Origin of the sequence: Pigmentiphaga soli (genome assembly GCF_039541095.1) — a bacterium.
GTDB lineage: Bacteria > Pseudomonadota > Gammaproteobacteria > Burkholderiales > Burkholderiaceae_B > Pigmentiphaga > Pigmentiphaga soli.
Genome location: NZ_BAABFO010000001.1, coordinates 73,896 through 96,474, shown reverse-complemented (window position 1 = coordinate 96,474; position 22,579 = coordinate 73,896). Strand labels below are relative to the sequence as shown.

Annotated in this window: 19 protein-coding genes; 6 read left to right on the top strand and 13 right to left on the bottom strand. The window is 70.1% G+C overall.

The window, feature by feature from the left end; genetic code table 11:
* Nucleotides 1–50: 50 nt before the first annotated feature.
* Genes ABD927_RS00440 through ABD927_RS00430 form a run of 3 tightly spaced genes read left to right on the top strand, consistent with a single transcriptional unit; the run spans nt 51 to nt 2,907 of the window.
* Nucleotides 51–1,169, top strand: a complete 1,119-nt coding sequence (locus ABD927_RS00440; protein WP_345245189.1) for a Re/Si-specific NAD(P)(+) transhydrogenase subunit alpha — start codon at nt 51–53, stop codon at nt 1,167–1,169.
* Complete coding sequence (locus ABD927_RS00435) at nt 1,169–1,468, top strand: NAD(P) transhydrogenase subunit alpha part 2 (RefSeq protein WP_345245187.1); 300 nt, start codon at nt 1,169–1,171, stop codon at nt 1,466–1,468. Before ABD927_RS00440 ends, ABD927_RS00435 begins: the two co-directional genes overlap by 1 nt.
* Nucleotides 1,465–2,907, top strand: coding sequence for an NAD(P)(+) transhydrogenase (Re/Si-specific) subunit beta (locus ABD927_RS00430; RefSeq protein WP_345245185.1), 1,443 nt, complete (start codon nt 1,465–1,467; stop codon nt 2,905–2,907). The genes ABD927_RS00435 and ABD927_RS00430 overlap by 4 nt, the downstream gene beginning before the upstream one ends.
* A 56-nt stretch (nt 2,908–2,963) precedes the next feature.
* On the opposite strand, the gene ABD927_RS00425 is transcribed toward ABD927_RS00430, so the two are convergent.
* Entirely contained in the window at nt 2,964–3,935 is a 972-nt protein-coding gene (locus ABD927_RS00425; RefSeq protein WP_345245183.1) for a Bug family tripartite tricarboxylate transporter substrate binding protein, read from the bottom strand.
* Nucleotides 3,932–5,101 carry a M24 family metallopeptidase gene (locus ABD927_RS00420; RefSeq protein ID WP_345245181.1) on the bottom strand — a complete coding sequence of 390 codons (1,170 nt, stop codon included), beginning with the start codon at nt 5,099–5,101 and terminating at the stop codon, nt 3,932–3,934. Before ABD927_RS00420 ends, ABD927_RS00425 begins: the two co-directional genes overlap by 4 nt.
* Before the next feature lie 154 nt (nt 5,102–5,255).
* Here ABD927_RS00420 and ABD927_RS00415 point away from each other — a divergent pair, with 154 nt between their 5' ends.
* Nucleotides 5,256–6,182, top strand: a complete 927-nt coding sequence (locus ABD927_RS00415) for a LysR family transcriptional regulator (protein WP_345245179.1) — start codon at nt 5,256–5,258, stop codon at nt 6,180–6,182.
* 42 nt (nt 6,183–6,224) lie between these two features.
* Here ABD927_RS00415 and ABD927_RS00410 read toward each other — a convergent pair whose 3' ends face one another.
* Together ABD927_RS00410 and ABD927_RS00405 are read right to left on the bottom strand one after the other, a co-directional pair.
* Nucleotides 6,225–7,121 (bottom strand): alpha/beta fold hydrolase, encoded by an 897-nt coding sequence (locus ABD927_RS00410; protein ID WP_345245177.1) that lies wholly within the window; start codon nt 7,119–7,121, stop codon nt 6,225–6,227.
* Between the two features lie 4 nt (nt 7,122–7,125).
* Nucleotides 7,126–7,878 carry an enoyl-CoA hydratase/isomerase family protein gene (locus tag ABD927_RS00405; RefSeq protein WP_345245175.1) on the bottom strand — a complete coding sequence of 251 codons (753 nt, stop codon included), beginning with the start codon at nt 7,876–7,878 and terminating at the stop codon, nt 7,126–7,128.
* 146 nt (nt 7,879–8,024) lie between these two features.
* On the opposite strand from ABD927_RS00405, the gene ABD927_RS00400 reads away from it, so the two are divergent.
* Nucleotides 8,025–9,548 carry a class I adenylate-forming enzyme family protein gene (locus tag ABD927_RS00400; protein ID WP_345245174.1) on the top strand — a complete coding sequence of 508 codons (1,524 nt, stop codon included), beginning with the start codon at nt 8,025–8,027 and terminating at the stop codon, nt 9,546–9,548.
* Nucleotides 9,549–9,621: 73 nt separating this feature from the next.
* Entirely contained in the window at nt 9,622–10,416 is a 795-nt protein-coding gene (locus ABD927_RS00395; protein WP_345245172.1) for an IclR family transcriptional regulator, read from the top strand.
* A gap of 39 nt (nt 10,417–10,455) precedes the next feature.
* Here the strand turns inward: ABD927_RS00395 and ABD927_RS00390 are convergent, their stop codons facing one another.
* The 9 genes from ABD927_RS00390 to ABD927_RS00350 all read right to left on the bottom strand — a co-directional run bounded on the left by ABD927_RS00390 (nt 10,456) and on the right by ABD927_RS00350 (nt 22,555).
* Nucleotides 10,456–11,178 (bottom strand): aspartate/glutamate racemase family protein, encoded by a 723-nt coding sequence (locus tag ABD927_RS00390; protein WP_345245170.1) that lies wholly within the window; start codon nt 11,176–11,178, stop codon nt 10,456–10,458.
* Between the two features lie 50 nt (nt 11,179–11,228).
* Nucleotides 11,229–12,206 carry a Bug family tripartite tricarboxylate transporter substrate binding protein gene (locus ABD927_RS00385; RefSeq protein ID WP_345245168.1) on the bottom strand — a complete coding sequence of 326 codons (978 nt, stop codon included), beginning with the start codon at nt 12,204–12,206 and terminating at the stop codon, nt 11,229–11,231.
* Nucleotides 12,207–12,462: 256 nt separating this feature from the next.
* Nucleotides 12,463–13,212 carry a ligase-associated DNA damage response endonuclease PdeM gene (pdeM, locus tag ABD927_RS00380; protein ID WP_345245166.1) on the bottom strand — a complete coding sequence of 250 codons (750 nt, stop codon included), beginning with the start codon at nt 13,210–13,212 and terminating at the stop codon, nt 12,463–12,465.
* The gene (locus ABD927_RS00375; protein ID WP_425570151.1) at nt 13,209–15,818 is read right to left on the bottom strand and encodes a ligase-associated DNA damage response DEXH box helicase; all 2,610 of its coding nucleotides are present in this window, start codon (nt 15,816–15,818) and stop codon (nt 13,209–13,211) included. The genes pdeM and ABD927_RS00375 overlap by 4 nt, the downstream gene beginning before the upstream one ends.
* Nucleotides 15,819–15,825: 7 nt before the next feature.
* The gene (locus ABD927_RS00370) at nt 15,826–17,469 is read right to left on the bottom strand and encodes an ATP-dependent DNA ligase (protein WP_345245162.1); all 1,644 of its coding nucleotides are present in this window, start codon (nt 17,467–17,469) and stop codon (nt 15,826–15,828) included.
* Nucleotides 17,466–18,575, bottom strand: coding sequence for a ligase-associated DNA damage response exonuclease (locus tag ABD927_RS00365; RefSeq protein WP_345245160.1), 1,110 nt, complete (start codon nt 18,573–18,575; stop codon nt 17,466–17,468). Before ABD927_RS00365 ends, ABD927_RS00370 begins: the two co-directional genes overlap by 4 nt.
* Nucleotides 18,576–18,700: 125 nt before the next feature.
* Nucleotides 18,701–19,924 (bottom strand): glycolate oxidase subunit GlcF, encoded by a 1,224-nt coding sequence (glcF, locus tag ABD927_RS00360; RefSeq protein WP_345245158.1) that lies wholly within the window; start codon nt 19,922–19,924, stop codon nt 18,701–18,703.
* Nucleotides 19,925–19,946: 22 nt separating this feature from the next.
* Nucleotides 19,947–21,032 (bottom strand): glycolate oxidase subunit GlcE, encoded by a 1,086-nt coding sequence (gene glcE, locus ABD927_RS00355; protein WP_345245156.1) that lies wholly within the window; start codon nt 21,030–21,032, stop codon nt 19,947–19,949.
* 26 nt (nt 21,033–21,058) lie between these two features.
* The gene (locus ABD927_RS00350; protein WP_345245154.1) at nt 21,059–22,555 is read right to left on the bottom strand and encodes an FAD-linked oxidase C-terminal domain-containing protein; all 1,497 of its coding nucleotides are present in this window, start codon (nt 22,553–22,555) and stop codon (nt 21,059–21,061) included.
* Nucleotides 22,556–22,579 lie beyond the last annotated feature (24 nt).

The following is a 22,579-nucleotide window of genomic DNA, read 5'->3' as shown; positions in this document are numbered from 1 at the left end:
CGGCGCCGCTCGACGCTTCATCCGTGCAGCCTTCTCCAGGGGAGAACTTCATGAAGATCGGGATCCCGGCCGAGACCCGGGCGGGGGAGACGCGTGTCGCCGCAACGCCGGAGACCGTGAAAAAGCTGGCCGCTGGCGGCGCCCAGGTGCTGGTGCAGCGCGGCGCGGGCAGCGCCGCCCGCTACCCCGACGAGGCCTACGCGGCCGCGGGCGCCGCCCTTGCCGACGGCGCGGCCGATGTCTACGCCCACGCCGACCTGCTGCTGAAAGTGCGCGCCCCCACCGCCGACGAGCTGCCGCTGCTGCGCGCCGGCCAGGCCGTGGTCGGCATGCTGGACCCGTTCGATGCCGCCGGGCTGGCGGCGCTGGCGGCCACCGGCGCCACCGGCTTCGCGCTGGAGGCCGCGCCGCGCATCACCCGCGCGCAGAGCCTGGACGTGCTTTCCTCGCAGGCCAATATCGCCGGCTACAAGGCCGTGATCCTCGCGGCCGACCATCTCGGCCGTTTCATGCCGATGCTGATGACCGCGGCCGGCACCGTGAAGGCGGCGCGGGTGGTGGTGCTGGGCGCCGGCGTGGCCGGGCTGCAGGCCATCGCCACCGCCAAGCGGCTGGGCGCGGTGGTCGAGGCCTCCGACGTGCGGCCGGCGGCCAAGGAACAGGTCGAATCGCTGGGCGCGAAATTCATCGACGTGCCGTTCGAGACCGACGAGGAACGCGAGATCGCGCAGGGCGCGGGCGGCTACGCGCGGCCGATGCCGGCGGCCTGGATGGCGCGCCAGGCGGCGCTGGTGTCCGAACGCTGCAAGCAGGCCGACATCGTCGTCGCCACCGCGCTGATCCCCGGCCGGCCGGCGCCGGTGCTGGTGTCGGAGGACACGGTGCGCGGCATGAAGCCGGGCTCGGTCATCGTCGACCTGGCGGTGGAGCGCGGCGGCAACTGCCCGCTGTCGGCGCCCGACCAGATCGTCGAGCATCACGGCGTGACGCTGATCGGCTACACCAACCTGCCGGCGCGCGTGGCCACCGACGCCTCGGCGCTGTACGCGCGCAACGTGCTCGATTTCCTGAAGCTGATCGTCGCCGACGGCAGCCTCGCGATCCGCCGCGACGACGAGATCGTCGCCGCCTGCCTGGTCTGCGAAGACCGCAACGTGCTGAGGAAATGATGGACGCCGTCGACCACACCATCGTCAACCTGATCGTTTTCGTGCTGGCCGTGTACGTGGGCTACCACGTGGTCTGGAACGTCACGCCGGCGCTGCACACGCCGCTGATGGCGGTCACCAACGCGATCTCGGCCATCATCATCGTCGGCGCCATGCTGGCGGCCGCGCTGACCGCCACCCCGCTCGGCAAGGCCATGGGCGTGCTGGCCGTGGCGCTGGCCGCGGTCAACGTGTTCGGCGGCTTCCTGGTCACCCGGCGCATGCTGGAAATGTTCCGGAAGAAGGACCGCAAATCATGAGCATGAACGTCGTCGTCCTGTTGTACCTGGTGGCCAGCGTCTGCTTCATCCAGGCCTTGAAGGGGCTGTCGCATCCCACCACGTCGCTCCGCGGCAACGTGTTCGGCATGAGCGGCATGGCGATCGCCGTGCTGACCACGGCGGCGCTGATCTGGGAACTGGCCGCGGCCGCGGCGCAGAATCCGGCGGCCGGGCTGGGCTGGGTGCTGCTGGGCCTGCTGGCCGGCGGCAGCGTGGGCGCGGTCATGGCCCGCCGGGTCGAGATGACCAAGATGCCGGAACTGGTGGCCTTCATGCACAGCATGATCGGCCTGGCGGCGGTGTTCATCGCGCTGGCCGCGGTGGCCGAGCCGTGGGCCTTCGGCATCACGCCGGAAGGCGGCCCGATCCCGGGCGGCAACCGGGTCGAGCTGGCGCTGGGCGTGCTGATCGGCGCCATCACCTTCTCGGGTTCGGTCATCGCCTTCGGCAAGCTGTCGGGCAAGTACAAGTTCCGCCTGTTCCGCGGCGCGCCGGTGGTCTTTCCCGGGCAGCACAAGCTGAATCTGCTGCTGGGACTGGCGGCGCTGTTCTTCTGCTTCGGCTTCTGGCATTCGCAGAGCTGGCTCGACTTCCTGCTGGTGACCGCGATCGGCCTGCTGCTGGGCGTGCTGCTGATCATCCCGATCGGCGGCGCCGACATGCCGGTGGTGGTGTCGATGCTGAACAGCTACTCGGGCTGGGCCGCGGCCGGCATCGGCTTTTCGCTGAACAACCCGATGCTGATCATCGCCGGCTCGCTGGTCGGGTCGTCCGGCGCGATCCTGTCGTACATCATGTGCAAGGCGATGAACCGCTCGTTCTTCAACGTGATCCTGGGCGGCTTCGGCGGCGAGGCGGCGGGCGCCGCCGCGGCCGGCGAACAGGCGCAGCGCAGCGTCAGGTCGGGCAGCCCGGAAGACGCCGCCTTCCTGCTGGCCAATGCCGAAAGCGTGGTGATCGTGCCGGGCTACGGGCTGGCGGTGGCGCGCGCCCAGCACGCGCTGAAGGAACTGTCGACCAAGCTGGCCGCGAAAGGCGTGGACGTGAAGTACGCCATCCACCCGGTGGCCGGGCGCATGCCGGGCCACATGAACGTGCTGCTGGCCGAGGCCGAGGTGCCCTACGACCAGGTGTTCGAAATGGAAGACGTCAACCCCGAGTTCGGCCAGACCGACGTGGTGCTGGTGCTGGGCGCCAACGACGTGGTCAATCCGGCGGCCAAGAACGACCCGAAGTCTCCGATCGCCGGCATGCCCATCCTGGAGGCCTACAAGGCCCGCACGGTGATCGTCAACAAACGTTCGATGGCCGCCGGCTATGCCGGGCTGGACAACGAACTGTTCTATCTCGACAAGACCATGATGGTGTTCGGCGACGCCAAGAAGGTGGTCGAGGACATGGTGAAGGCGGTCGAGTAAGCCCCGACGGCAAGAATCAGGCCGGTTCGCGCCGGCCATTTTCCGAACGCGCTGATTCAGTTGGGCCGGATGTTCCGGCTCCTGATGAAATCTCCCCAGATTTTTCTGTCCCTCGCCAGCTTGGCCGACAGTTCGGCAGGAGAGCCCGTTTCTCCGGCGATCCCCAGGTCGGCTAGCTTGCTTTGGGTGTCCTGGTCAGCCAGGACCGCCCGGATTGCATCACCGAACTTCTGGACGATCTCCGGCGGCGTACCGGTTCTTGCCAACACGAAGTATCGCGTGTCGATGCTGAGGGGAATGCCAAGTTCCTTGAACGCGGGTATGTGGGGAAAGGCCGAGATGCGCTGTTCAGACGCAACGGCGATGGGGCGCAATTGGTCGTTATGAAAATAGCGCCCCAACGTTGAGGGGCTGCCAAAGATAAGCTGGGCACGTCCGGCCACGGCGTCGACAATGGCAGCGGGTGCGCCGCGATACGGGATGTGATTGAGGCCCACGCCGATGAGCTCGCCGAGCTTGACCGCAGCAAGATGCCCGGTGGTTCCGTTTCCGGAGTTGGCGACGGCCACAGGCTTTTCCGAAGAAGCTATGAATTGCTTCACTTCCGCCCAATTGCGCGCCTCTATCTTGCCGCTCGCGGCAAGCATCACGAAATCTTGAGCCATGAATGCGACCGGAACGAAATCGCGGTCCGGATCGAAGCCCGGTCGCTCGAGAAGTGCCGGAGCCATCACTTGATCGGCCGATCCTCCGACCAGAAATGTATAGCCGTCGGCCGGTTGACGCAGAACGGCCGATGCCGCGATGGTTCCGGAAGCGCCAGGCTGATTGACGATTACCAATCGATAGTGGAACTTGGCTTCAAGCCGCTGGCTGACGATCCGCAACGCGGAGTCGGTGTTTCCCCCGGCGGCTTGGCCGACGACGAGATTGATCGGCCTGGAAGGCCAAATAGCGTCGGCGCCTGCAGGCGGCAGGACACCCAATAGACCGGGAACGGCGAAGGCTAGCGAGCGCAGCAGTTTCACGCGGGCTCTCCCAGAATCGGCATTTCGTCCGGAGACAGCCCAAGAGTCAGAACCCGAGCCCCCGTGTCCGTTACCTCGATCAAATCCTCCAGGTGCATCAAAATTCCCGTTTGCCTGTCTCGAACGATAGGTTCGATGTTCAGGATCATGCCTGCTTTGAGCACGCCGTGGTCGCCCTTGCGCACGATTGGCGACTCGTGCAATTCCAGCCCCAGGCTGTGGCCGAGAAGCGGATAATCTGCGTCCAGGCCCAGCGAGGACGACGCCTTCGCCGCCAGGGCATACACTTCCGAAGCTGCGACGCCGGGCCGGATCATGTCGATGACTCTGCGTTGAAGCTCGACGATCCCCTTGTAAAGCTCGACCTGCGGTGCAGTAGGCTTGCCGGTGCTGTAGGTCCGGGCCAGATCCCCGAACCACGGCCCGAATCGAGGACCGACGTCGCAGCGGATGATTTCGCCCTCAGGCACAGGCTCCGGCCGCGAATAGCAATGAATGTGCGAGCACCGCTCCCCCACACCGAATGTGCAGAACTGAATGCTTCGAGCGCCACGCGCAATGCATCCTCCTAGTATGCGTGCATTGATCTGGCTTTCGGTATCGCCCGGCTTACTGATGGCAAACGCTTCGAGGATGGACGCATGAGTGGCCTGCGCTGCCGACGCCACGGTGCGGATCTCGTCAGGCTCCTTCACCGCGCGGTGAGCCGAAACCGCAGCGAACGAGTCGACGATCGTTGCGGCCGGCAAAGCGGCCTTGAACCTCAGATAGGAAGCCGCCGGCATGAAATCCAGGTCGATCCCGATCCTGCCTTCCGCATAGCCGCGCGCCTTCAGTTCATGCACCAGGGAATCCACCGGGTCCTGCTGGAATTCGACATAGGGCGCGAAATCCCCGATCCAGCTCTGTTCCTTGATGATGTCCGAGTCGGCCCTGTACATCACCACGAAAGCCTTTCCGTCCGCGTCGATGCACGCATAGGCCGCCCGCGAGCGGATATAGGTTATGTTCGGCAGATGGGCGTTCGAGATGAACGCGAAATGCTCCGGACAGCATCCGATCACGATGTCGCATCCGGCCGAAGATGCCAGCGTATCCATCGCCTTGCGGCGCCGTGTCCCGAAATAGTCCACGTACTTGTGTGGCGGCTTGGCCCAGGTTTCCACTTTTCTAACCCTCGCTTCTGACCCTTGTAATGGATGCGGACTACAGCGGGTCGGGGACTGGAGCACGCACGCTTTAATTCTGTGGTGGCAGGGCCATACGGAAAAATACAATTCTCTGATGGGCCATAATCTGGCTTTATGGGCAGGGAACCACATGCGCCATCTGAACTTCCGGCAGCTCGAGGCGTTTCATGCCGTCGCCGAATACGGCTCCATCAGCGCGGCAGCCAGACAGCTGCATATTTCTCAGCCTGCCGTCTCTCGCCTGATAGCCGAGCTAGAAGAGCATGTGGGCTTCACGCTCTTTCAGCGATTCGCGAATGGATCAGTGCCGACCCAAGAGGGTCTCGAATTGCACACGGATGTCGCCAGACTGCTAGCGATGAGCGAGCGGGTCTCGGAGGATGCGCGCAGCATCCATGAAAACCGTCGCAAGCGGTTGCTCGTCGGCTGTCCCAACAGCATCGCGGCGCGATGCATGCCGAAGATCATCGAGGCGGCCATGAGGCGGGAGGCCAGTTTCTCGGTGGCGATCAGTGTCGAGCGATCTCTGTCGCTGATCGACATGGTGAAGCGGGGATTTCTGGATGTTGCGCTGGCGGTGGTTCCCGAGGGCAGGGCCGACGTGCGGCACGAAACGCTGATCTCGGTAGACGCGGTGTGCCTGCTTCCGGTCGGACATGCCCTGGCTACCGAGCGCGTCCTGACCCCGAAGACTTTGGGGCGCTATCCGATCGTGACTAATCCCCGGCTCGGGAAGTTCCGGGCCGATCTGGATAGCAGCTTCGAAGCTTGCGGTCTGCAGTTGGTCCCGTCCGTCGAGGCGTATTCCTCGTGCTTTCCCGGTCTGGTCGAAGCCGGTGCCGGCATCGCGTTGGGAGATCCATTGGGCTTGCTCGGGGATAGCGCTCATGGTCTGGTGATCCGGCCATACGAACCGGCTGTCACGCTCTCTCTGTCGCTGGTCTTCCCGGATCAGATCGCTTTGGACGTTTTCGAGCACTTCGCGGCGGCCTCGCGGACCGTATTGCGCGAAGAGCTTGCACGCCTCATCAAGAAAGGCAGACGCGCTTCGCGATGAGAGTCGGGAACAAGGGCCAAGGCGGTCAAGTATCGCCCGCCCCTACGCCAGCAGCGCCCGCAGCGCGGCGATCAATGCGAACGGCTGGTCCAGCATCGGATAGTGGTAGGAGCCCGGGATCTCCACCGGGCCGCGGCCGCGCGGCAGGCGCGCCACGATGGCGGCGGCCGATTCGCGCGAAACCACCGGGCTGAATTCGCCGCGCAGGTAATCGACCGGGATCCGCAGCCGCGCCAGGATCGGCGTCATGTCGCCCTCGTGCGGGCCGGCGGGCAGGGCCGGATCGAACTTCCACAGCCAGCCGCCGGGCACCGGGCGGATCGCATGATGCGCCACGTGCTCCACCAGCCAGGGCTGGTCGCACGGCTGGGCGGGCACCAGCCGGTAGCGGGCGAGCGCCATGGCGTGGTCGGGGAAGGGTTCGGTGCGGCGCCGCGGCGCCACGACCGGGGCGCAGTGGCTGTCGTCCAGGCGGCAGATGCTGTCGATCGCGATCACGTGACGAACCCGTTCAGGATATTGCGCCGCGGCCCGCAGCGAGCGGGCGCCGCCGTAGCTGTGCCCGGCCACCACGGCCGGCCCCAGGCCCGCGTGGTCGATCACGGCCGCAATGTCGTCGGAAAACCCGCGCGCGTCGTAGTGTTCGCGCGCAGCGCTGTCGCCCATGCCGGACAGGTCCATCGCCGCCACCCGGTAGGTACCGGTGAAATACGGAGCGATGGCATCCCAGAAGTGGGCGTGCGCGCGATAGCCGTGCACGAACAACAGGCCGGGCAGATGCGTGGCGGCGGGATTCCAGGCCAGGTAGTGCAGGCGACCGCCGGGCACGTCGGCGAAGCGGGATTCGCCTCGCTGCGCCAGCGCCCGTTCCAGCCACTCGGGCTGCGGGCCGGCGCCGCCCGCTTGCCGCCTGCCGGGCGTTGCCTTGCCGTCCGCCATCCCGCTACAGCCGCGCGCGGCCGGCGCCAGGCTCGCCCGCCACGATGGCCGCGTAGTGCCTGGATGCGCCGGCGTCGGCCCGGCTGGCGGCGATGCGGTCCATGTGGCGCAGCAGCCGTTCGCGCCGCTCGGCCAGCACCAGTTGCTTGGTCAGGCGGTTGGCCGACATGGAATTGGCCGCCATCGCGGCGGCCAGTTCGAGCGCGCGGGCGAACGGGTCGTCGGCCACGTCGTTGAGCAGGCGCAGCGCGCGCGCCTCCTGCGCGCCGTAGCTGCGGCCGGTGAGCATGATCTCCAGCGCGGCCGCCTCGCCCACGATGCCGGGCAGCGTGACGTCGCTGATGGCCGACAACATGCCGTGCTGGACCTCGGGGAACGACATCTGCACCTGCGGGCTGCCGACCCGCAGGTCGCAGTGGATGGCCAGCGTGAAACCGAAGCCGATGACGTAGCCGTGCAGCGCGGCCACCAGCGGCTTGCTGAAATCGACGCCGACGCCCGGGATGGCGTTGGCCAGGTCTTCCGTCGTCGCGTTATGGCCGGTCTCGCGCATTTCCTTGAAGTCGGAGCCGGCCGAGAAGGCGCGCGGCCCCGCGCCGCGCAGCACCAGCGCGCGCACCTGCGGCGATTGTTCGGCCTCGCGCCAGATCTCGGCCAGCCGCCGCTTGTGGGCGACGTCCATGGCGTTCAGCCGTTCGGGCCGGTTCAGCGTGACGACGTGGACGCCGTCGCCATGGTGTTCGAATTCGATGGACACCGGGCCTCCTTGACCGCAATGCGCGGCGGAAATGATGGACGCATTCTAGGTTGAGTTTACATACAGCACAACCTGTCTATAATACGAACATATACGTTTTCCAGATTTCCATATTCCTTTTATATCCGAAGCGAAACGCCAGACCCATGAATATCGCCACGCTCATCGAGCGCGCCGGCCAGCGCTGGCCCGAGGTCGACGCCGTGATCGACGACGCCACCGGGCTGCGCGTGCCGTTCGCCGGCCTGGCGGCCCGCGTGTTCGGCGTCGCGCGGCGGCTGGCGGCCGAACCGGGGCTGCAGCCGGGCGCGCGCGTGGCGCTGGTGGGCGACACCACGGTCGATTACCTGGCTGCCGACTACGGCACGATGAGCGCCGGCCTGGTGCGCGTCTCGCTCGACCCCTCGCTGTCGCTGGAAGAAATGGCCGCCCAGGTGGCCGACGCCGGCGCCGCCGCGTTGCTGTTCACCGCCGAACATGCGGCCACCGCCCAGGCGCTGCAGCAGCGGCTGCCGGCGGCCGCGCCGCGGCTGTTGCCGGTGGAGGGGCTCGATGCCGCGCACCCGCAACCGCCGGCCTGGACCATTCCCGCCCGCTGTCCGGCCGATGCCCTGGCGGCGCTGAACTACACCGGCGGCACCACCGGCGCGCCGAAGGCCGTCATGCATACGCACGGCAGCTTCGCGGCCGCGCTGCAGAACATCGCGATGGCGCGCGGCGCCGCCGGCCCGCTGATGCTGAACGTGCGGCCGCTGTGGCCGATCGCCAGCCTGGCCCTGCTGGCGCACCTGGTCCAGGGCGGCACCGTGGTGCTGGGCGGGCATTTCGATCCGCGCCGCTTCGTCGAGCTGGCGCGGGCCTACCGGCCCACCTGCACGTCGCTGGTGCCCACGCATCTGGTGCGCCTGCTGCGCGACGCCGCGCCGCGGCCCGAAGATCTGGCGTCGCTGCGCAGCGTGGACGTCGGCGCCGCCGCCGTCGCGCCCGATCTGTTCCGCCAGGCGGCGCAGGCCTTCGGCCCGTCGCTGTGCGCGATCTACGGCCTGACCGAGGCGCCGTGGACCTGCTACCGCGCCGCGGCCGGCGTGCCGCGCATCCTGGCCGATCCGGAAGGCACGCGCGGCTGGGTCGGCGCGGCCACCTTCGGCAGCGAGTTCATGATCGCCGATCCGGACGGCCGGCCGCTGCCGGCGGGCGAGACCGGCGAAGTGCTGATCCGCGGCGCGCACCTGATGCAAGGCTATTGGCAGCGCGCCGAGCTGACCGCCGAAGTCCTGCGCGATGGCTGGTTCCATACCGGCGACCTGGGCCGCGTGGACGGCGGCGGCAACCTGTACATTCAGGGCCGCGCCAAGGACCTGATCCGCACCGGCGGCAAATCGGTGCAGCCGGCCGAGGTGGAGCGCGTGCTGTGCGAGCATCCGTCGATCCGCGAGGCCTCGGTGATCGGGATCGACGATCCCGAATGGGGCGAACGGGTCGCGGCCGCGGTCGTCCTCAACGCCGGCCATCCGCTCGATGCCGCGGCGCTGGCGGCCTTCTGCCGCGAGCGGCTGTCGTCGTACAAACTGCCGCGCCATTTCCATGCGATGGAGGCGCTGCCCCGTTCCCATTACGGCAAGGTCCAGCGCGCGAAGGTCAAGGAAGCCATCCTGGCGGCGCGCGCCTGAGCCCCGCGCGCCGGCCCGCGCCGCCGCGCCCCGTCACCCGGTATCATTGCCGGGCACCAGCGAGCCAGACATCTTGAGCCCTTCGCCTTCCAGCCTTCCGCACGCCCCCGTCCCACCCGCCGAAGCGGGCGCCACCGGCCGGGTGCAGTCCATCGACCGCGCGCTGGTCATCCTGCGCGAACTGGCGCGCGCGCCGCAGGGCCTGTCGGCGCTGGAGCTGTCGCGCCGCACCGAGATCGAACGCACCACAATCCACCGGCTGCTCAAGACCTTGATGCACTGGAACATGATCGCGGCCGACAACGGCGTCTACTCGATCGGCCCGGAGTGCCTGGTATTCGCCACCGCCCACGTGGACCGGCTCAACGTGCGCCGCGCCGCCCTGCCCTATGCGGTCGAACTGCAGGAAAAAATCCTGAAGGGCCGCTCGGCCCTGGTGTCGATATCGGTGCCGGCACGCGACGAGATCGTCATCATCGAACGGGTCTGGACGCCGCTGACGCCGATGAACGTCATCATGGAAATCGGCAATCACTTCCCGATCGACGTCGCCGCCAGCGGGCTGGCCATCCTGTCGACCTATTCGGAAAAACAGTGCCTGGACGCCATCGGCGCCGAGCGGCTGGCCCGCGTCGAGCCCGCCTTGCGCAAGATCCGGCAGGCCGACGGGTTCTCCTGCACGCAAGGGCGTTTCAAGCCGGGCCTGATCTCGCTGGCCTGCCCGGTGTACGGCAAGGGAACGGCGGCGCTGGGCGCGGTGGTCATTTCCGGGCTGGAACTGGAAGAAGAGATGCGGCCGCAGGCGCGGCTGGTGCAGCATCTGCGCCGGGTGTGCCAGAGCGTGTCGGCCAGCCTGCGGGCGAGCTGAGGCGGCGCAGCCGGGCCGCATCGCGGCCGCGGCGCGGCCTCAATCCGGCGGCAGGTAGGCCCTTGGCTTGAGCCCCGCGTGGAACCATTCGATCAGCGTCACCGCATCGTAGACCGGCACGCCGAAGGCGCGGCTGATGTCGTCGCTGAAAGGCGTGAGGTTAGCGCATTCCGACACGATGGCGCCCACGTCGGGATGCTCGCGCATCAGCCGGCCGGCAGCGGCCAGCACCTCGGCGCGCTGCACGGCCACCGGCGCGGGAACCGGCTCGCCCTTGATGGAGCGGCGGAACGCGGAGTCGGCCGGCATGCCGACCACCGGCGTATCGGCCGGCACGCCCACCGCCGCCAGGTGCGCCGCGCTCAGGTTTTCGCGGCTGAAGGTCATGATGCCCACGCGGCGGCCGCGCGGCAGCAGGCGGCTCACCATCGGCGCCTGCAGCAGCGCGCTGGTGGCCACCGGCACCGGCAGCGCCGCGGCCAGGCGGTCCTGGTACAGCGCCAGGAAACCGCAGGTGGTGGCGATGCCGTCCACGCCGCCGGCCGCCAGTTCCAGGCCCGCGCGGGTGAAGGCGCCGACCAGGTCGATGGAATCGAGCGCCATCATCCGTTCCGGCGTGGCCTCCTCCACGATGCGGAACTGCACCGGAAAATCCCAGGTGCCGGCGTGGCCGACGTCGCCGGGCAGGCGCTCGAAGGTGGTCTTGACCATCAGGATGCCGATGGTCACGCCGTGGAAGGTCTTCTTTCTGGCTGGTTGCATGGATGGGTTCCGGAACCGTCTGTCGGAGGCGACCGCGCGTCGCGTCGCGCTCAGCGTGCCTCGATGCGCGCTTCTTTGATCACCTGCAGGTATTTCGCCGTTTCGTTCTCCACATAGGCCTTGAAGGCATCGCCAGTCAGCGTGCCGGCGTCCATGCCTTGCTTGAGCAGCCACTGGCGCGACTCGGGCAGGGCCAGCGCCTTGCCGACCGCGGCCTGGATGCGCTGCGCCACGGCGGGCGGCAGGCCGCGCGGGCCCCACAGGCCATACCAGGAGACGAAGTTGATGTCGGGCACGCCGGCCTCGGCCAGCGTCGGCACGCCGGGCAGCGAGGCCGTCCGTTTGGCGCCGGTGACGCCGATCGCCTTGAGCCGGCCGGAGGCGACGAAAGGCTGGGTGGTGAGCACCGGATCCATCATCCCGGTCAGCTGGCCGCCCACGATATCGGTCAATGCGGGCGCCGAGCCCTGGTAGATCACCAGCGGCACCGACAGGCCGGTGCGCAGGTTGAACGACTCCATCGCCATCTGGCCGGCCGAGCCGTAGCCGCCCAGGCCGAAGTTGGTTTTCTCGGGATGGGCCTTGGCCTGCCTGACGAAATCGGCCACCGAATCGATGCCGCTATTGCGGCCAGCCACGAACACCAGCGGGGTCGAGGCCACCAGCGCCAGCGGCGTGAAATCCTTGAGCGGATCGAACGGCGGCTTTTCCTTCATCACGAAGGGATTGGTGACCAGCGTGGAAGAGTTCAGCAGCAGCGTATAGCCGTCGGGCGGCGCCTCGGCCACGGCGGCCGAGCCGATATTGCCCGATGCGCCGGCGCGGTTTTCCACCACGACCTGCTGGTTGAACTCGGCCGCGAAGCGCGCGGCCAGCATGCGCGCCACGGCATCGACCGTGCCGCCCGGCACGTAGGGCGCGACGATGCGGATCGGTTTCTGCGGAAAGGATTGGGCGGCGGCCGCACCCGCGCCGCCGACGAGTGCCGAACTGAGAAAAACGCCCACGGCGAAGCGAAAGCGAGCCATTTCAACCCCAGCAATAAGTTCGTAATATGGACAACATGTTCGTATTCTTCGCACTGTACGCGTCTGCCGCGACACAAGTCAATAGTGTTGCAACGCAACAATCGATGCGGTACACGGGTCGATCCGCGTGCAGCAGCGCGTCGCCCTGGTGGCCGCGGATCAGGCGCGGCGGCGGCCTTTGCCCGGCCGCGATGCCGCGAAAAGCCGGCGCGCACATCGAGCGCCCCGCCGCGATGCCCGGCGCGTCGCGCAGGCCTCAGCGTACCGGCCAGACGCGCCCTGCTCCGGCGACATAGATCCGGCGGCCCGGCGCCGGATCTACGTCGTGGCCGCCGGTGAAGGCGCCGAAGGCCGGCAGGGTCAGCACGGCCTCGTCGACGACGAAGCACGGCAGGCGCACGCTATCGCGTCCCGGCCCGTGCAGACGGTGGACCGGATGCGAGTGGCCCGCCAGCACGCCGTGGGCCGGCACCGGGCGCGGATGGTGGCGCAGCGCCAGCCCGCCCAGGCACAGCGGTTCCTCCACCGTGCCGATGCCGATCCGGGCCGCCAGATCGGCCAGGCGGCGATCGTGGTTGCCGCGCACCAGCGTGACGGCCAGTCCGGCGTGGCCGGCGCGCCAATCCCGCAGCGCGGCCAGCGTCGGGCCGGTGGCCGCGCGCAGCGCCGGTCCGTGCAGGAAATCGCCCAGCAGGATGAGGCCGGCGGGGGCGAAGCGCGCCAGCAGCGCGTCCAGCCGCTGCAGGTTGTCGCGGGTCGTGCCGTGCGGCACCGGCTGGCCGAGCATGCGATAGCTGGCGGCCTTGCCGGCATGCACGTCGGCCACCAGCAGCAGGCGGCGGGCGGGCCACCACGCCGCCAGTTCGGGCAGCAGCCACAGGCGCTCGCCGCAGAAATCGAGGCCGGCGTGCGACGGCGCCGCGACGGGCTGCGGGGCGCCGGCGTGCGCGGCGTCGGGCTGCGGGGCGGCGGGGGCCCTGCCGCCGCGGTCGCCGGTCCCTGTCATCGCCTGTCTCCGGCGGATGCGTCGGCGGCCGCCTCCAGCGCCTGCACCATGCGGGCGATGCGGTCGCGCATCGATTCGCTCGACAGTTTTTCCCGGAAGCGCTCGACCATCAAAGGCAGCGCGAACGGGGTCGGGCGCTTCAGTTCGCGCAGGTCCAGCGGACGCGCCGACAAGGCTTGCAGCGCGTCCCGCAGGCGGCCGATCTCCAGCTCGCGGCTGAGCACCTCGCGCTCGGCCTGGTCCAGCAGCAGGTTGCCGGGGTCATATTTGCGGAACACCTCGTAGAACAGGCCGGCCGATGCCTGGACCTGGCGCGTGCTCTTGGGCGCGCCCGGATAGCCCTGGAAAATGAGGCCGGAGATGCGCGCGATTTCGCGGAAATGGCGGCGCGACAATTCGGCGGCGTTCAGGCTGCCCAGCACGTCGCGCAACAGATCGGCGGTCTGTGCGCCATCGTCGCCGTCGGCGGCCAGCGCGGCCGGCAGCGCGCCGGCCCAGTCCACTTCGCCGGGCGACAGCAGCTCCAGGCCGTAGTCGTTGACCGCCATCGAGAACGTGGCCGGCCGCATCCTCGCCAGCCGCCAGGCGAGCAGGCTGGCCAGCCCCAGGTGCACCTGGCGGCCGGCGAAGGGATAGAGGAACAAGTGCCACCCCTCGCGCGACCGCAGCGTCTCGGCCAGCAGCGCGCGGTGGGTGGGCAGCGCCGACCATGCGCGCTGCACGTCGAGCAGCGGCCTGGCCGCCCGCATCTCGGGGCTGTCGAAGATGCCGTCGGCCGCCTGCTGCAACTGCGTGACGACGGCATCGGCCAGCGTCGACGACAGCGGCATGCGGCCGCCGTTCCAGCGCGGCACCGCCGGCTTGCCGGCGGCCGCGCGGCGCACGTAGGCCGTCATCTCGTGCACGCGCACCAGTTCCAGCACGCGGCCGCCGAACAGGAAGCAGTCGCCGCGCCGCAGCCGGGCAATGAAGCTTTCCTCCACGCTGCCGAGCGGCGCGCCGCCGCTGCGCCAGAACTTGAGCTGCATCGAGGCGTCGGACACGATGGTGCCGATGCCCATGCGGTGCCGGCGCGCCAGCCGGGCGTCGGGCACGCGCCATATGCCGTCGGCGTCGGGCGCGACCCGGCGGTAGTCGGGATAGGCGGCCAGCGACGCGCCGCCCTGGCGCACGAAGTCCAGGCACCAGGCCCAGGCCCGCGCCGACAGGCCCCGATACGACACGGTCGAGGTCACCTCGCGGTACAGGTCGTCGGGCGTGAAGCCGCCGCCCAGCGCCACCGTCACCAGGTGCTGGACCAGCACGTCGAGCGGCTGTTCGGGCGGCTCGCGCGCCTCGATCCGGCCGGCCGCGGCGGCGGCGCGCGCGGCCGCGCCCTCCACGATCTCCAGGCTGTGGGTGGGCACCAGCGTGATGCGCGACGGCCGGCCCGGGGCGTGGCCGGAGCGGCCGGCACGCTGCAGCAGCCGCGCCACGCCCTTGGCCGAACCGATCTGCAGGACGCGTTCCACGGGCAGGAAATCGACGCCGAGGTCGAGGCTGGAGGTGCACACCACCGCCTTCAGGGCGCCCGCCTTGAGCCCGTCTTCCACCCATGTCCGCGCGCTCTTGTCGAGCGAGCCGTGATGCAGCGCGATCGAGCCGGCCCAGTCGGGACGCGCGTCCAGCAGCGCCTGGTACCACAGCTCGGCCTGCGAACGGGTATTGGTGAAGACCAGCGTGGTGGCGTGCGAGGCGATCTCGGCCGCCACCTTGGGCACCATGGCCAGGCCCAGGTGGCCGGCCCACGGAAAGCGCGCCACGGTGTCGGGCAGCAGCGTGTCGACGGTCAGCGTCTTCGGCTCGCGGCCGCGCACCAGCCGGCCGGGCGCGCCCGCCAGCAGGGCGTCCATCGCCTGCTCCACGTTGCCGAGCGTGGCCGACAGGCCCCATACGCGCAGGCCGGGGCACCAGCGGCGCAGCCGGGCCAGCGCCAGCTGCAGCTGCACGCCGCGCTTGTTGCCCAGCAGTTCGTGCCATTCGTCGGCCACCACCATCCGCACCGTGGACAGGATGCGCGCCGCATCGGCCTGGGACAGCAGCAGCGACAGGCTTTCGGGCGTGGTGACGAGCGCGGTGGGCAGCCGCCGGGCCTGCGCCGCGCGCTCGGCGCTGCCGGTGTCGCCGGTCCGCATCCCCAGCGTCCATGCCGGCGCCAGCGCGGGCAGCGGCTCGGCCAGCGCCTTCAGCGTGTCGGCGGCCAGCGCGCGCATCGGCGTCAGCCACAGCACGGTCAGCGGCGGCGCGGCGTCGTGCCGGCCGCGTCCGGGCCGGGGCGCGTCGCCGCGAACGGCAGGCGGCGTGACCGCGGCGGCGGCGCGCCGGGCCACCCGTTGCGGCGCGGCGGCCAGCGCCAGCAGCGCGCCCAGCCAGACCGCGTAGGTCTTGCCGGCACCCGTGGTGGCGTGCAACAGTCCCGATTCGCCGGCGGCCACGGCGTCCCAGACCTCGCGCTGGAAACCGAACGGCCGCCAGCCGCGCTCGCGCAGCCAGGCCGACAGCGCGCGTGGCGGCGGACGGCGGCGCGCAGGCGCAGGCGGCGGCACCGCGGCCTCGTCGGGCGGCATCATCGCGTCACTCCGGCAGCAGCCCGGCCAGGATGTCGAGCGTATCGGCCTCCTCGACCGGCTTGTCGTGTCGCCAGCGCAGCATGCGCGGGAACCGCACCGCGATGCCGCTCTTGTGCCGCGCGCTGCGCGCGATGCCTTCGAAGCCCAGTTCGAACACCAGCGTCGGCTGCACGCTGCGCACCGGGCCGAAGGTCTCGACGGTGGTCTTGCGGATGATCTGGTCGACCTGGCGGATCTCGTCGTCGGTCAGGCCGGAATAGGCCTTGGCGAACGGCACCAGCTTGCGGTCGGGTGTGCCGGGCGGCGCGTCCCATACGGCGAAGGTGTAGTCGGTATAGAGGCTGGCGCGCCGGCCATGGCCCCGCTGGGCGTAGATCAGCACGGCGTCGACGCTGTACGGGTCGATCTTCCACTTCCACCAGACGCCCACGTCCTTGGTGCGGCCGACGCCGTAGCGCGCCACGCGCGACTTCAGCATCATGCCCTCCACCCCCAGCTCGCGCGACGACTCGCGCAGCTGCGCCAGCAGGCGCCAGTCCTGCGTCGGCAGCAGCGGGCTGGGGCGCAGCGCCGAATGCCGATGCGCCGCCAGCAGCGCGTCGAGCGCCTGACGGCGTTCGGACTGGGGCCGCGCGCGCCAGTCCTCGCCCTGCCATTCGAGCAGGTCGTAGGCCAGCAGCACCACCGGCGCGTCGCGCAATATCTTCGGGCCGAGCAGCTTGCGGCCGATGCGCTGCTGCAGCAGCGCGAACGGCTGCACGCGGTCTTCCTTCCACACCACGATCTCGCCGTCGAGAACCGTGCCGTCGGGCAGGCCGAGGCCGACGTCGGCCAGTTCCGGGAAGCGATCCGTGACCAGATCTTCGCCGCGCGACCACAGCCAGACCTGTCCGGCGCGCCGCACGAGTTGCGCGCGGATGCCGTCCCACTTCCATTCGACCAGCCAGTCGGCCGGCGGCCCCAGCAGGCGGTCGAAATCGGCCACGTCGGCCTGCAGGGCATGGGCGAGGAAGAAGGGATAGGGATGGCCGGCCTGCAGCGCCGCCGGGCCGCCGCTCTCGGGCGCCACCAGCGCGGCGTAGGCGGCGGCGTCGGGACGCGCCGCAAGGTCGGTATAGCCGACCAGTCGCTGCGCCACCAGCTTGGGGTCGAGGCCGGCCACCTCGGCCAGCGCGCGCGTCACCAGCAGCCGCGATACGCCCACGCGGAAGCTGCCGGTGATCAGCTTGGTGAACACCAGCCGGCCGCGCGCGTCCAGCCTGTTCCACAATGCCGGCAGCCGCTCGGCCAGCGCTTCGGGCGCCATGCCGCGCAGCGGCAGGAGGCCATACTCCATCCAGTACGCGAGGCTGCCCTCGTCGCGGTGGGGCGAGTCGGGCAGCAGCAGCGCGATGGTTTCGGCCATGTCGCCGACGGCCTGGTAGCTTTCCTCGAACAGCCATTCCGGGATGCCGGCCGCGGCGCGCGCGATGTCGCGCAGCAGGCGCGCCGGCACGAGCTGGCGCGGCTTGCCGCCGGCCATGAAATACACCGCCCAGGCGGCGTCGGCCGGCGGCGCGCCGCGGAAGTACGCGGCCAGCGCGTCGAGCTTGGCGCGGCTCGACGTGGTCGATTCGAGCGCGACGTAGAGGTCGACGAAGGCTTTCATGAGGCGGATCCAGCATCGGACGTGCCGGCAGCCTCGGACGCGCCGGCAGCCTCGGACGCGCCGGCAGCCCCGGACGCGCCGGGAGCGTCGCCCGCCCCGACGCCGGCGCCGTCGCCGCCGGCTTCGTCGTCCTCGCTGCCGTACTCGGTCTCGAAGGCGCGCGCCTGCAGGCCGCGCTCGTTGAGCCAGCGCACCATCGCGTGGACCTGCCCGTGCGTCACCAGCACCTGCCGCGCGCCGGTCTCGCCGATGGCCCACTGCAGGCCGGGCCAGTCGGCGTGGTCCGACAGCGCGAAGCCGCGGTCGACCCCGCGCCGGCGCTGCGCGCCGCGCACGCGCATCCAGCCGCTGGCGAAGGCATCGGCATGGTCGCCGAAGCGGCGCAGCCAGGGCGTGCCCTGGGCCGACGGCGGCGCCAGCACCAGCGCGCGCCGCAGGTCGGCCGGCGCCATCTCGTGGGCGCGCGCCGTGGCGGGCAGGGCCACGCCGCTGGCGCGGTAGGCGGCGTCGAGCACGTCGACCGCGCCATGGACCACGATCGGCCCGATGGCCGGATCGACGCTGGCCAGGATGCGCTGCGCCTTGCCGAAGGCGTAGCAGAACAGCACCGAGGCGCGCCCCGCATCGGCATTGGCGCGCCACCACGCGCCAATGGCCGCGAACAATTCGGCCGGGGGCTGCCAGCGATAGATCGGCAGCCCGAAGGTCGACTCGGTCACGAAGGTGTGGCAGCGCACGGGTTCGAACGGCGCGCAGGTCGGATCGGCGTCGATCTTGTAATCGCCCGATACGACCCAGACCTCGCCGCGGTGTTCGATGCGCACCTGGGCCGAACCCAGCACGTGCCCGGCGGGATGCAGCGAAATGCGCACGCCGTTGTGCTCCACCGGCCGGCCGTAGGCCACGGTGTCGAGCGAAATGTCGCCCAGCCGCGCGCGCAGCACGTGCTGGCCGGGCGCGGCCGCCAGGTAATGCGCCGATCCGCGGCGCGCGTGGTCGCCGTGCGCATGGGTGATGACGGCGCGATCCACCGGCCGCCACGGGTCGATGTGGAAACCGCCCGCCGGACAGTACAGGCCGTCCGGCGTGGCGACGATCAGGTCCATGGGTCGTGTCGCTCGCGAGAACCGGGAACGACAGATATGCGTGCGCGGCGCGCGAAAGGCAAGCCGATGGTGCTGCAGTTGGTTAGCAGATGTGAGGCCGCCCGGCCGCCGGCCGCGCCGGGTGCTCAGCCCAGCGCCGCGTCCACCGCTTCCACCCAATGCCGCACCGGCGTTTCGGTGCCGCCCTGCAGATGCCCCAGGCAGCCGATGTTGGACGACAGGATCATCTCCGGCCCGGCCTGTGCGATGGCGTCGAGCTTGCGTTCGCGCAGCGCGCCGGCAATGCCGGGATTGAGCACCGAATAGGCGCCGGCCGAGCCGCAGCACAAATGGCTGTCGGCGAACGGCAGCAGCGTGAAGCCGAGTTCGCGCAGCAACTGTTCGGTGACCGGGCGCAGTCCCTGCCAATGCTGCAAGGTGCACGGCGGATGGAAGGCCACGCGGCGCGGCAGGCCGGGGCCGAGTCTGGCCGCCAGTTCGGCCGCGTGCGGCGCCAGCAGTTCGGCCACGTCGCGCACGCGGGCCGAGATCTCGGCCGCGCGTTCGGCATAGCGCGGATCGTCGCGCAGGTGGTGGCCGTACTCGCGCACCAGCGCGCCGCAGCCCGACGCGTTCATCGCGATGGCCTCGGCCTGGCCCGATTCGATGTAGGGCCACCAGGCATCGATATTGGCGCGCATCTGGTCCAGCCCGCCGGCCTGGTCGTCGAGGTGGTAGCGGATCGCGCCGCAGCAGCCCGAGCCGCCCGCCACGAACGCACTGATGCCGACGGCGTCGAGCACGCGCAGCGTGGCGGCGTCGATCGACGGCATCATGGCCGGCTGCACGCAGCCGGCCAGCATCAGCACCCGGCGCGCATGGCGCGCCTGCGGCACCGGCCCCGGCGCGCGCTGCGGCGCCACCTTGGCCGCCAGCGCGCGCGGCAGCAGGGGCCGCAGCGCCCGCCCGACCTTCAGCGCCGCGCCGAACAGCGGCGAATTCAGCCCTTCCTTCAGCAGCGCGCGCTTGATGCGGTCGGCCGGCTTGCGCGCCACGCGCTCGTCGACCACCTTGCGGCCGATGTCGATCAGGTGGCCGTACTGCACGCCGGACGGGCAGGTGGTTTCGCAATTGCGGCAGGTCAGGCAGCGGTCCAGGTGCAGCTGCGTGGACTCGGTGACGGGCTGCCCTTCCAGCACCTGCTTGATCAGATAGATGCGGCCGCGCGGGCTGTCGAGCTCGTCGCCCAGCACCTGGTAGGTGGGACAGGTCGCGGTGCAGAAGCCGCAATGCACGCATTTGCGCAGGATGGCGTCGGCCTCGCGGCCTTCGGGCGTGTCCTTGATCCAGTCTGAGAGTTGAGTCTGCATACCGTGCGGAATGGGTGGCGCGCTACAGGTCGGGATACATGCGGCCCGGATTGAATACGCCGGAAGGGTCGAACTCGTTCTTGAGCCGTTTGTGGATGGTGGCCAGCGCGGGCGCCAGCGGCTGGAACACGCCGAGCTCGCGCGCCTGCGCCTGCGAGGCCGGCCGGAACAGCGTGGCATGGCCGCCGGCCGCCGCGGCCGCGGCCCGCAGCGCGCCCGCGTCGTGCTCGCCGCACAGCCAGCGCTGCGCGCCGCCCCATTCGATCAGCGTCGCGCCGCGGCCGAGCGGCGGCGTGGCCGGCGGCACCGACAGGCGCCACAGCGGGCGCGCGGTCAGGAAGGGGTGGGTTTGGTCGCGCAGGCCGCGCCACCAGTCCGCCGCGGCCGCGTCGTCCAGGCGTTCGCCGCCGAGCGTGCGGCAGGCGGCCGCCACCGCCGGCTCCGAGCCCGACACGCGCACCGTGAGCCGGCCGCCTTCGGGCCCGTCGAGCCAGGAGCTGGCGCTGATCGGCAGCGGCCGGCCGGCCCAGCGGTTGAGCCGGTCGAGCGCGCCGGCTTCGTCGGCCTCGAAGCACAACGATCGTTCGCAGGCGGGGAGCGGCAGCACCTTAACCGACACGTCGAGGATGACGCCGAGCGTGCCGAGCGAACCGGCCAGCAGGCGCGACACGTCGTAGCCCGCCACGTTCTTCATCACCTCGCCGCCGAAGCGCAGCACGCGGCCCTGCGCGTCGAGCAGCCGGGTGCCCAGCACGAAATCGCGCACGCCGCCGGCGCTGGCGCGGCGCGGCCCCGACAGCGCCGTGGCCACCGCCCCGCCCAGCGTGGCGCCGGGCGCGAAATGGGGCGGCTCGAAGGCCAGCATCTGGCCCTGCGCCGCCAGTACCGATTCGATCTCGGCCAGGCGGGTGCCGGCGCGCGCCGTCAGCACCAGTTCGGACGGCTGGTAGTCGATCAGCCCCTGGTACGGCGACATGTCGAGGGTGGCCGCGCCGTCGACCGGCAAGCCGTAGAAAGCCTTGCTGCCGCCGCCCCGGATGAACAGCGGCCGGCGGGCGGCCTGGGCCAGGATGACCCGCGCCCGCAGATCCGACAACAACACATCCATGAAGAAGACTTACCGGTCGAAGAACGTCAGAAACGGGGGATTTCGGGAAAACGCACGGCGCCTGCGTGGACGTGGCTGCGTCCGTATTCGTTGCAGCGCGCGAGCGTGGGAATGGCCTTGCCGGGATTGAGCAGGCCGGCGGGATCGAAGGCGTGCTTGATGGCGAAGAACTTGTCGAGCTCTTCGCGCGCGAACTGCACGCACATCTGGTTGATCTTTTCCAGGCCCACGCCGTGCTCGCCGGTGATGGTGCCGCCCACTTCGACGCACAGTTCCAGGATGGCCGCGCCGAAGCGCTCGGCGCGGTCCACCTCGTCGGGCTGGTTGGCGTCGAACAGGATCAGCGGGTGCAGGTTGCCGTCGCCGGCATGGAACACGTTGGCGCAGCGCAGGCCGTAGGTGGTTTCCATTTCCTCGATCGCGGCCAGCACGCGGCCCAGGCAGCGGCGCGGAATGGTGCCGTCCATGCAGTAGTAGTCGGGCGAGATGCGGCCGGCGGCCGGGAAGGCGTTCTTGCGGCCGGCCCAGAAGCGCAGCCGCTCGGCCTCGGAGCCCGATACCTGCAGGCGGGTGGCGCCGCAGCGCTGGAACAGGGCCTCCACCTGGGCGATCTCGGCCTCGACTTCTTCGGGCGTGCCGTCGGCTTCGCACAGCAGGATGGCGGCGGCCTCGAGATCGTAGCCGGCCTGCACGAAGGGCTCGACCATGCGGGTGGCGCGGCGGTCCATCATTTCCAGCCCGGCCGGGATGATGCCGGCGGCGATCAGCTCGGCCACCGCGCGGCCGCCGTCTTCCACGCTGCCGAAGCTGGCCATCACCACGCGCGCCACGGCGGGCTTGGGAATGAGCCTGACGGTGACCTCGGTGACCACGCCCAGCATGCCTTCGGAGCCGATGAACAGCGACAGCAGGTCCAGCCCCGGCGCGTCGAGCGCCTCGGAGCCCAGTTCGACGACCTCGCCGTCGATGGTCACCACCCTTACCCGCAGCACGTTGTGCAGCGTGAGGCCGTACTTGAGGCAATGCACGCCGCCGGAATTCTCGGCCACGTTGCCGCCGATGGTGCAGGCGATCTGGCTGGAAGGGTCGGGCGCGTAGTACAGGCCGTGCGGCGCGGCGGCCTCGGACACGGCCAGGTTGCGCACGCCCGGCTGCACCACCGCCACGCGGGCCTGCGGGTCGACGCGCAGCACGCGGTTGAACTTGGCCATGCCCAGCAGCACGCCTTCGGCATGCGGGGTCGCGCCGCCGGACAGCCCGGTGCCCGCGCCGCGCGCCACCACCGGCACCGACAGGCGCCGGCACAGCCTGAGCACATCCTGGACCTGGGCCTCGGTTTCTGGCAGCACCACCACCATCGGCAGGCGGCGGTACAGCGCGAGGCCATCGCATTCGTAGGGACGGGTTTCTTCTTCTCGATAAAGCACGCAGCGGGCGGGCAGGATGCCTTGCAGGGCCTGTACCACCTCGGACCGGCGCTCCGCCACGGCCGGGTCGGGCCCGGCTTCTATGGGGGCATTCATCAGCGACTCTCCAGTACCTATGGA

Coding starts and splice junctions, on each gene's coding strand:
- ABD927_RS00440 (WP_345245189.1), top strand. CDS start 51: ATGAAGATCGGGATCCCGGCCGAGACCCGGGCGGGGGAGACGCGTGTC.
- ABD927_RS00435 (WP_345245187.1), top strand. CDS start 1,169: ATGGACGCCGTCGACCACACCATCGTCAACCTGATCGTTTTCGTGCTG.
- ABD927_RS00430 (WP_345245185.1), top strand. CDS start 1,465: ATGAGCATGAACGTCGTCGTCCTGTTGTACCTGGTGGCCAGCGTCTGC.
- ABD927_RS00415 (WP_345245179.1), top strand. CDS start 5,256: ATGCGCCATCTGAACTTCCGGCAGCTCGAGGCGTTTCATGCCGTCGCC.
- ABD927_RS00410 (WP_345245177.1), bottom strand. CDS start 7,121: ATGGCGGACGGCAAGGCAACGCCCGGCAGGCGGCAAGCGGGCGGCGCC.
- ABD927_RS00400 (WP_345245174.1), top strand. CDS start 8,025: ATGAATATCGCCACGCTCATCGAGCGCGCCGGCCAGCGCTGGCCCGAG.
- ABD927_RS00390 (WP_345245170.1), bottom strand. CDS start 11,178: ATGCAACCAGCCAGAAAGAAGACCTTCCACGGCGTGACCATCGGCATC.
- ABD927_RS00385 (WP_345245168.1), bottom strand. CDS start 12,206: ATGGCTCGCTTTCGCTTCGCCGTGGGCGTTTTTCTCAGTTCGGCACTC.
- pdeM (WP_345245166.1), bottom strand. CDS start 13,212: ATGACAGGGACCGGCGACCGCGGCGGCAGGGCCCCCGCCGCCCCGCAG.
- ABD927_RS00375 (WP_425570151.1), bottom strand. CDS start 15,818: ATGCCGCCCGACGAGGCCGCGGTGCCGCCGCCTGCGCCTGCGCGCCGC.
- ABD927_RS00370 (WP_345245162.1), bottom strand. CDS start 17,469: ATGAAAGCCTTCGTCGACCTCTACGTCGCGCTCGAATCGACCACGTCG.
- ABD927_RS00365 (WP_345245160.1), bottom strand. CDS start 18,575: ATGGACCTGATCGTCGCCACGCCGGACGGCCTGTACTGTCCGGCGGGC.
- glcF (WP_345245158.1), bottom strand. CDS start 19,924: ATGCAGACTCAACTCTCAGACTGGATCAAGGACACGCCCGAAGGCCGC.
- glcE (WP_345245156.1), bottom strand. CDS start 21,032: ATGGATGTGTTGTTGTCGGATCTGCGGGCGCGGGTCATCCTGGCCCAG.
- ABD927_RS00350 (WP_345245154.1), bottom strand. CDS start 22,555: ATGAATGCCCCCATAGAAGCCGGGCCCGACCCGGCCGTGGCGGAGCGC.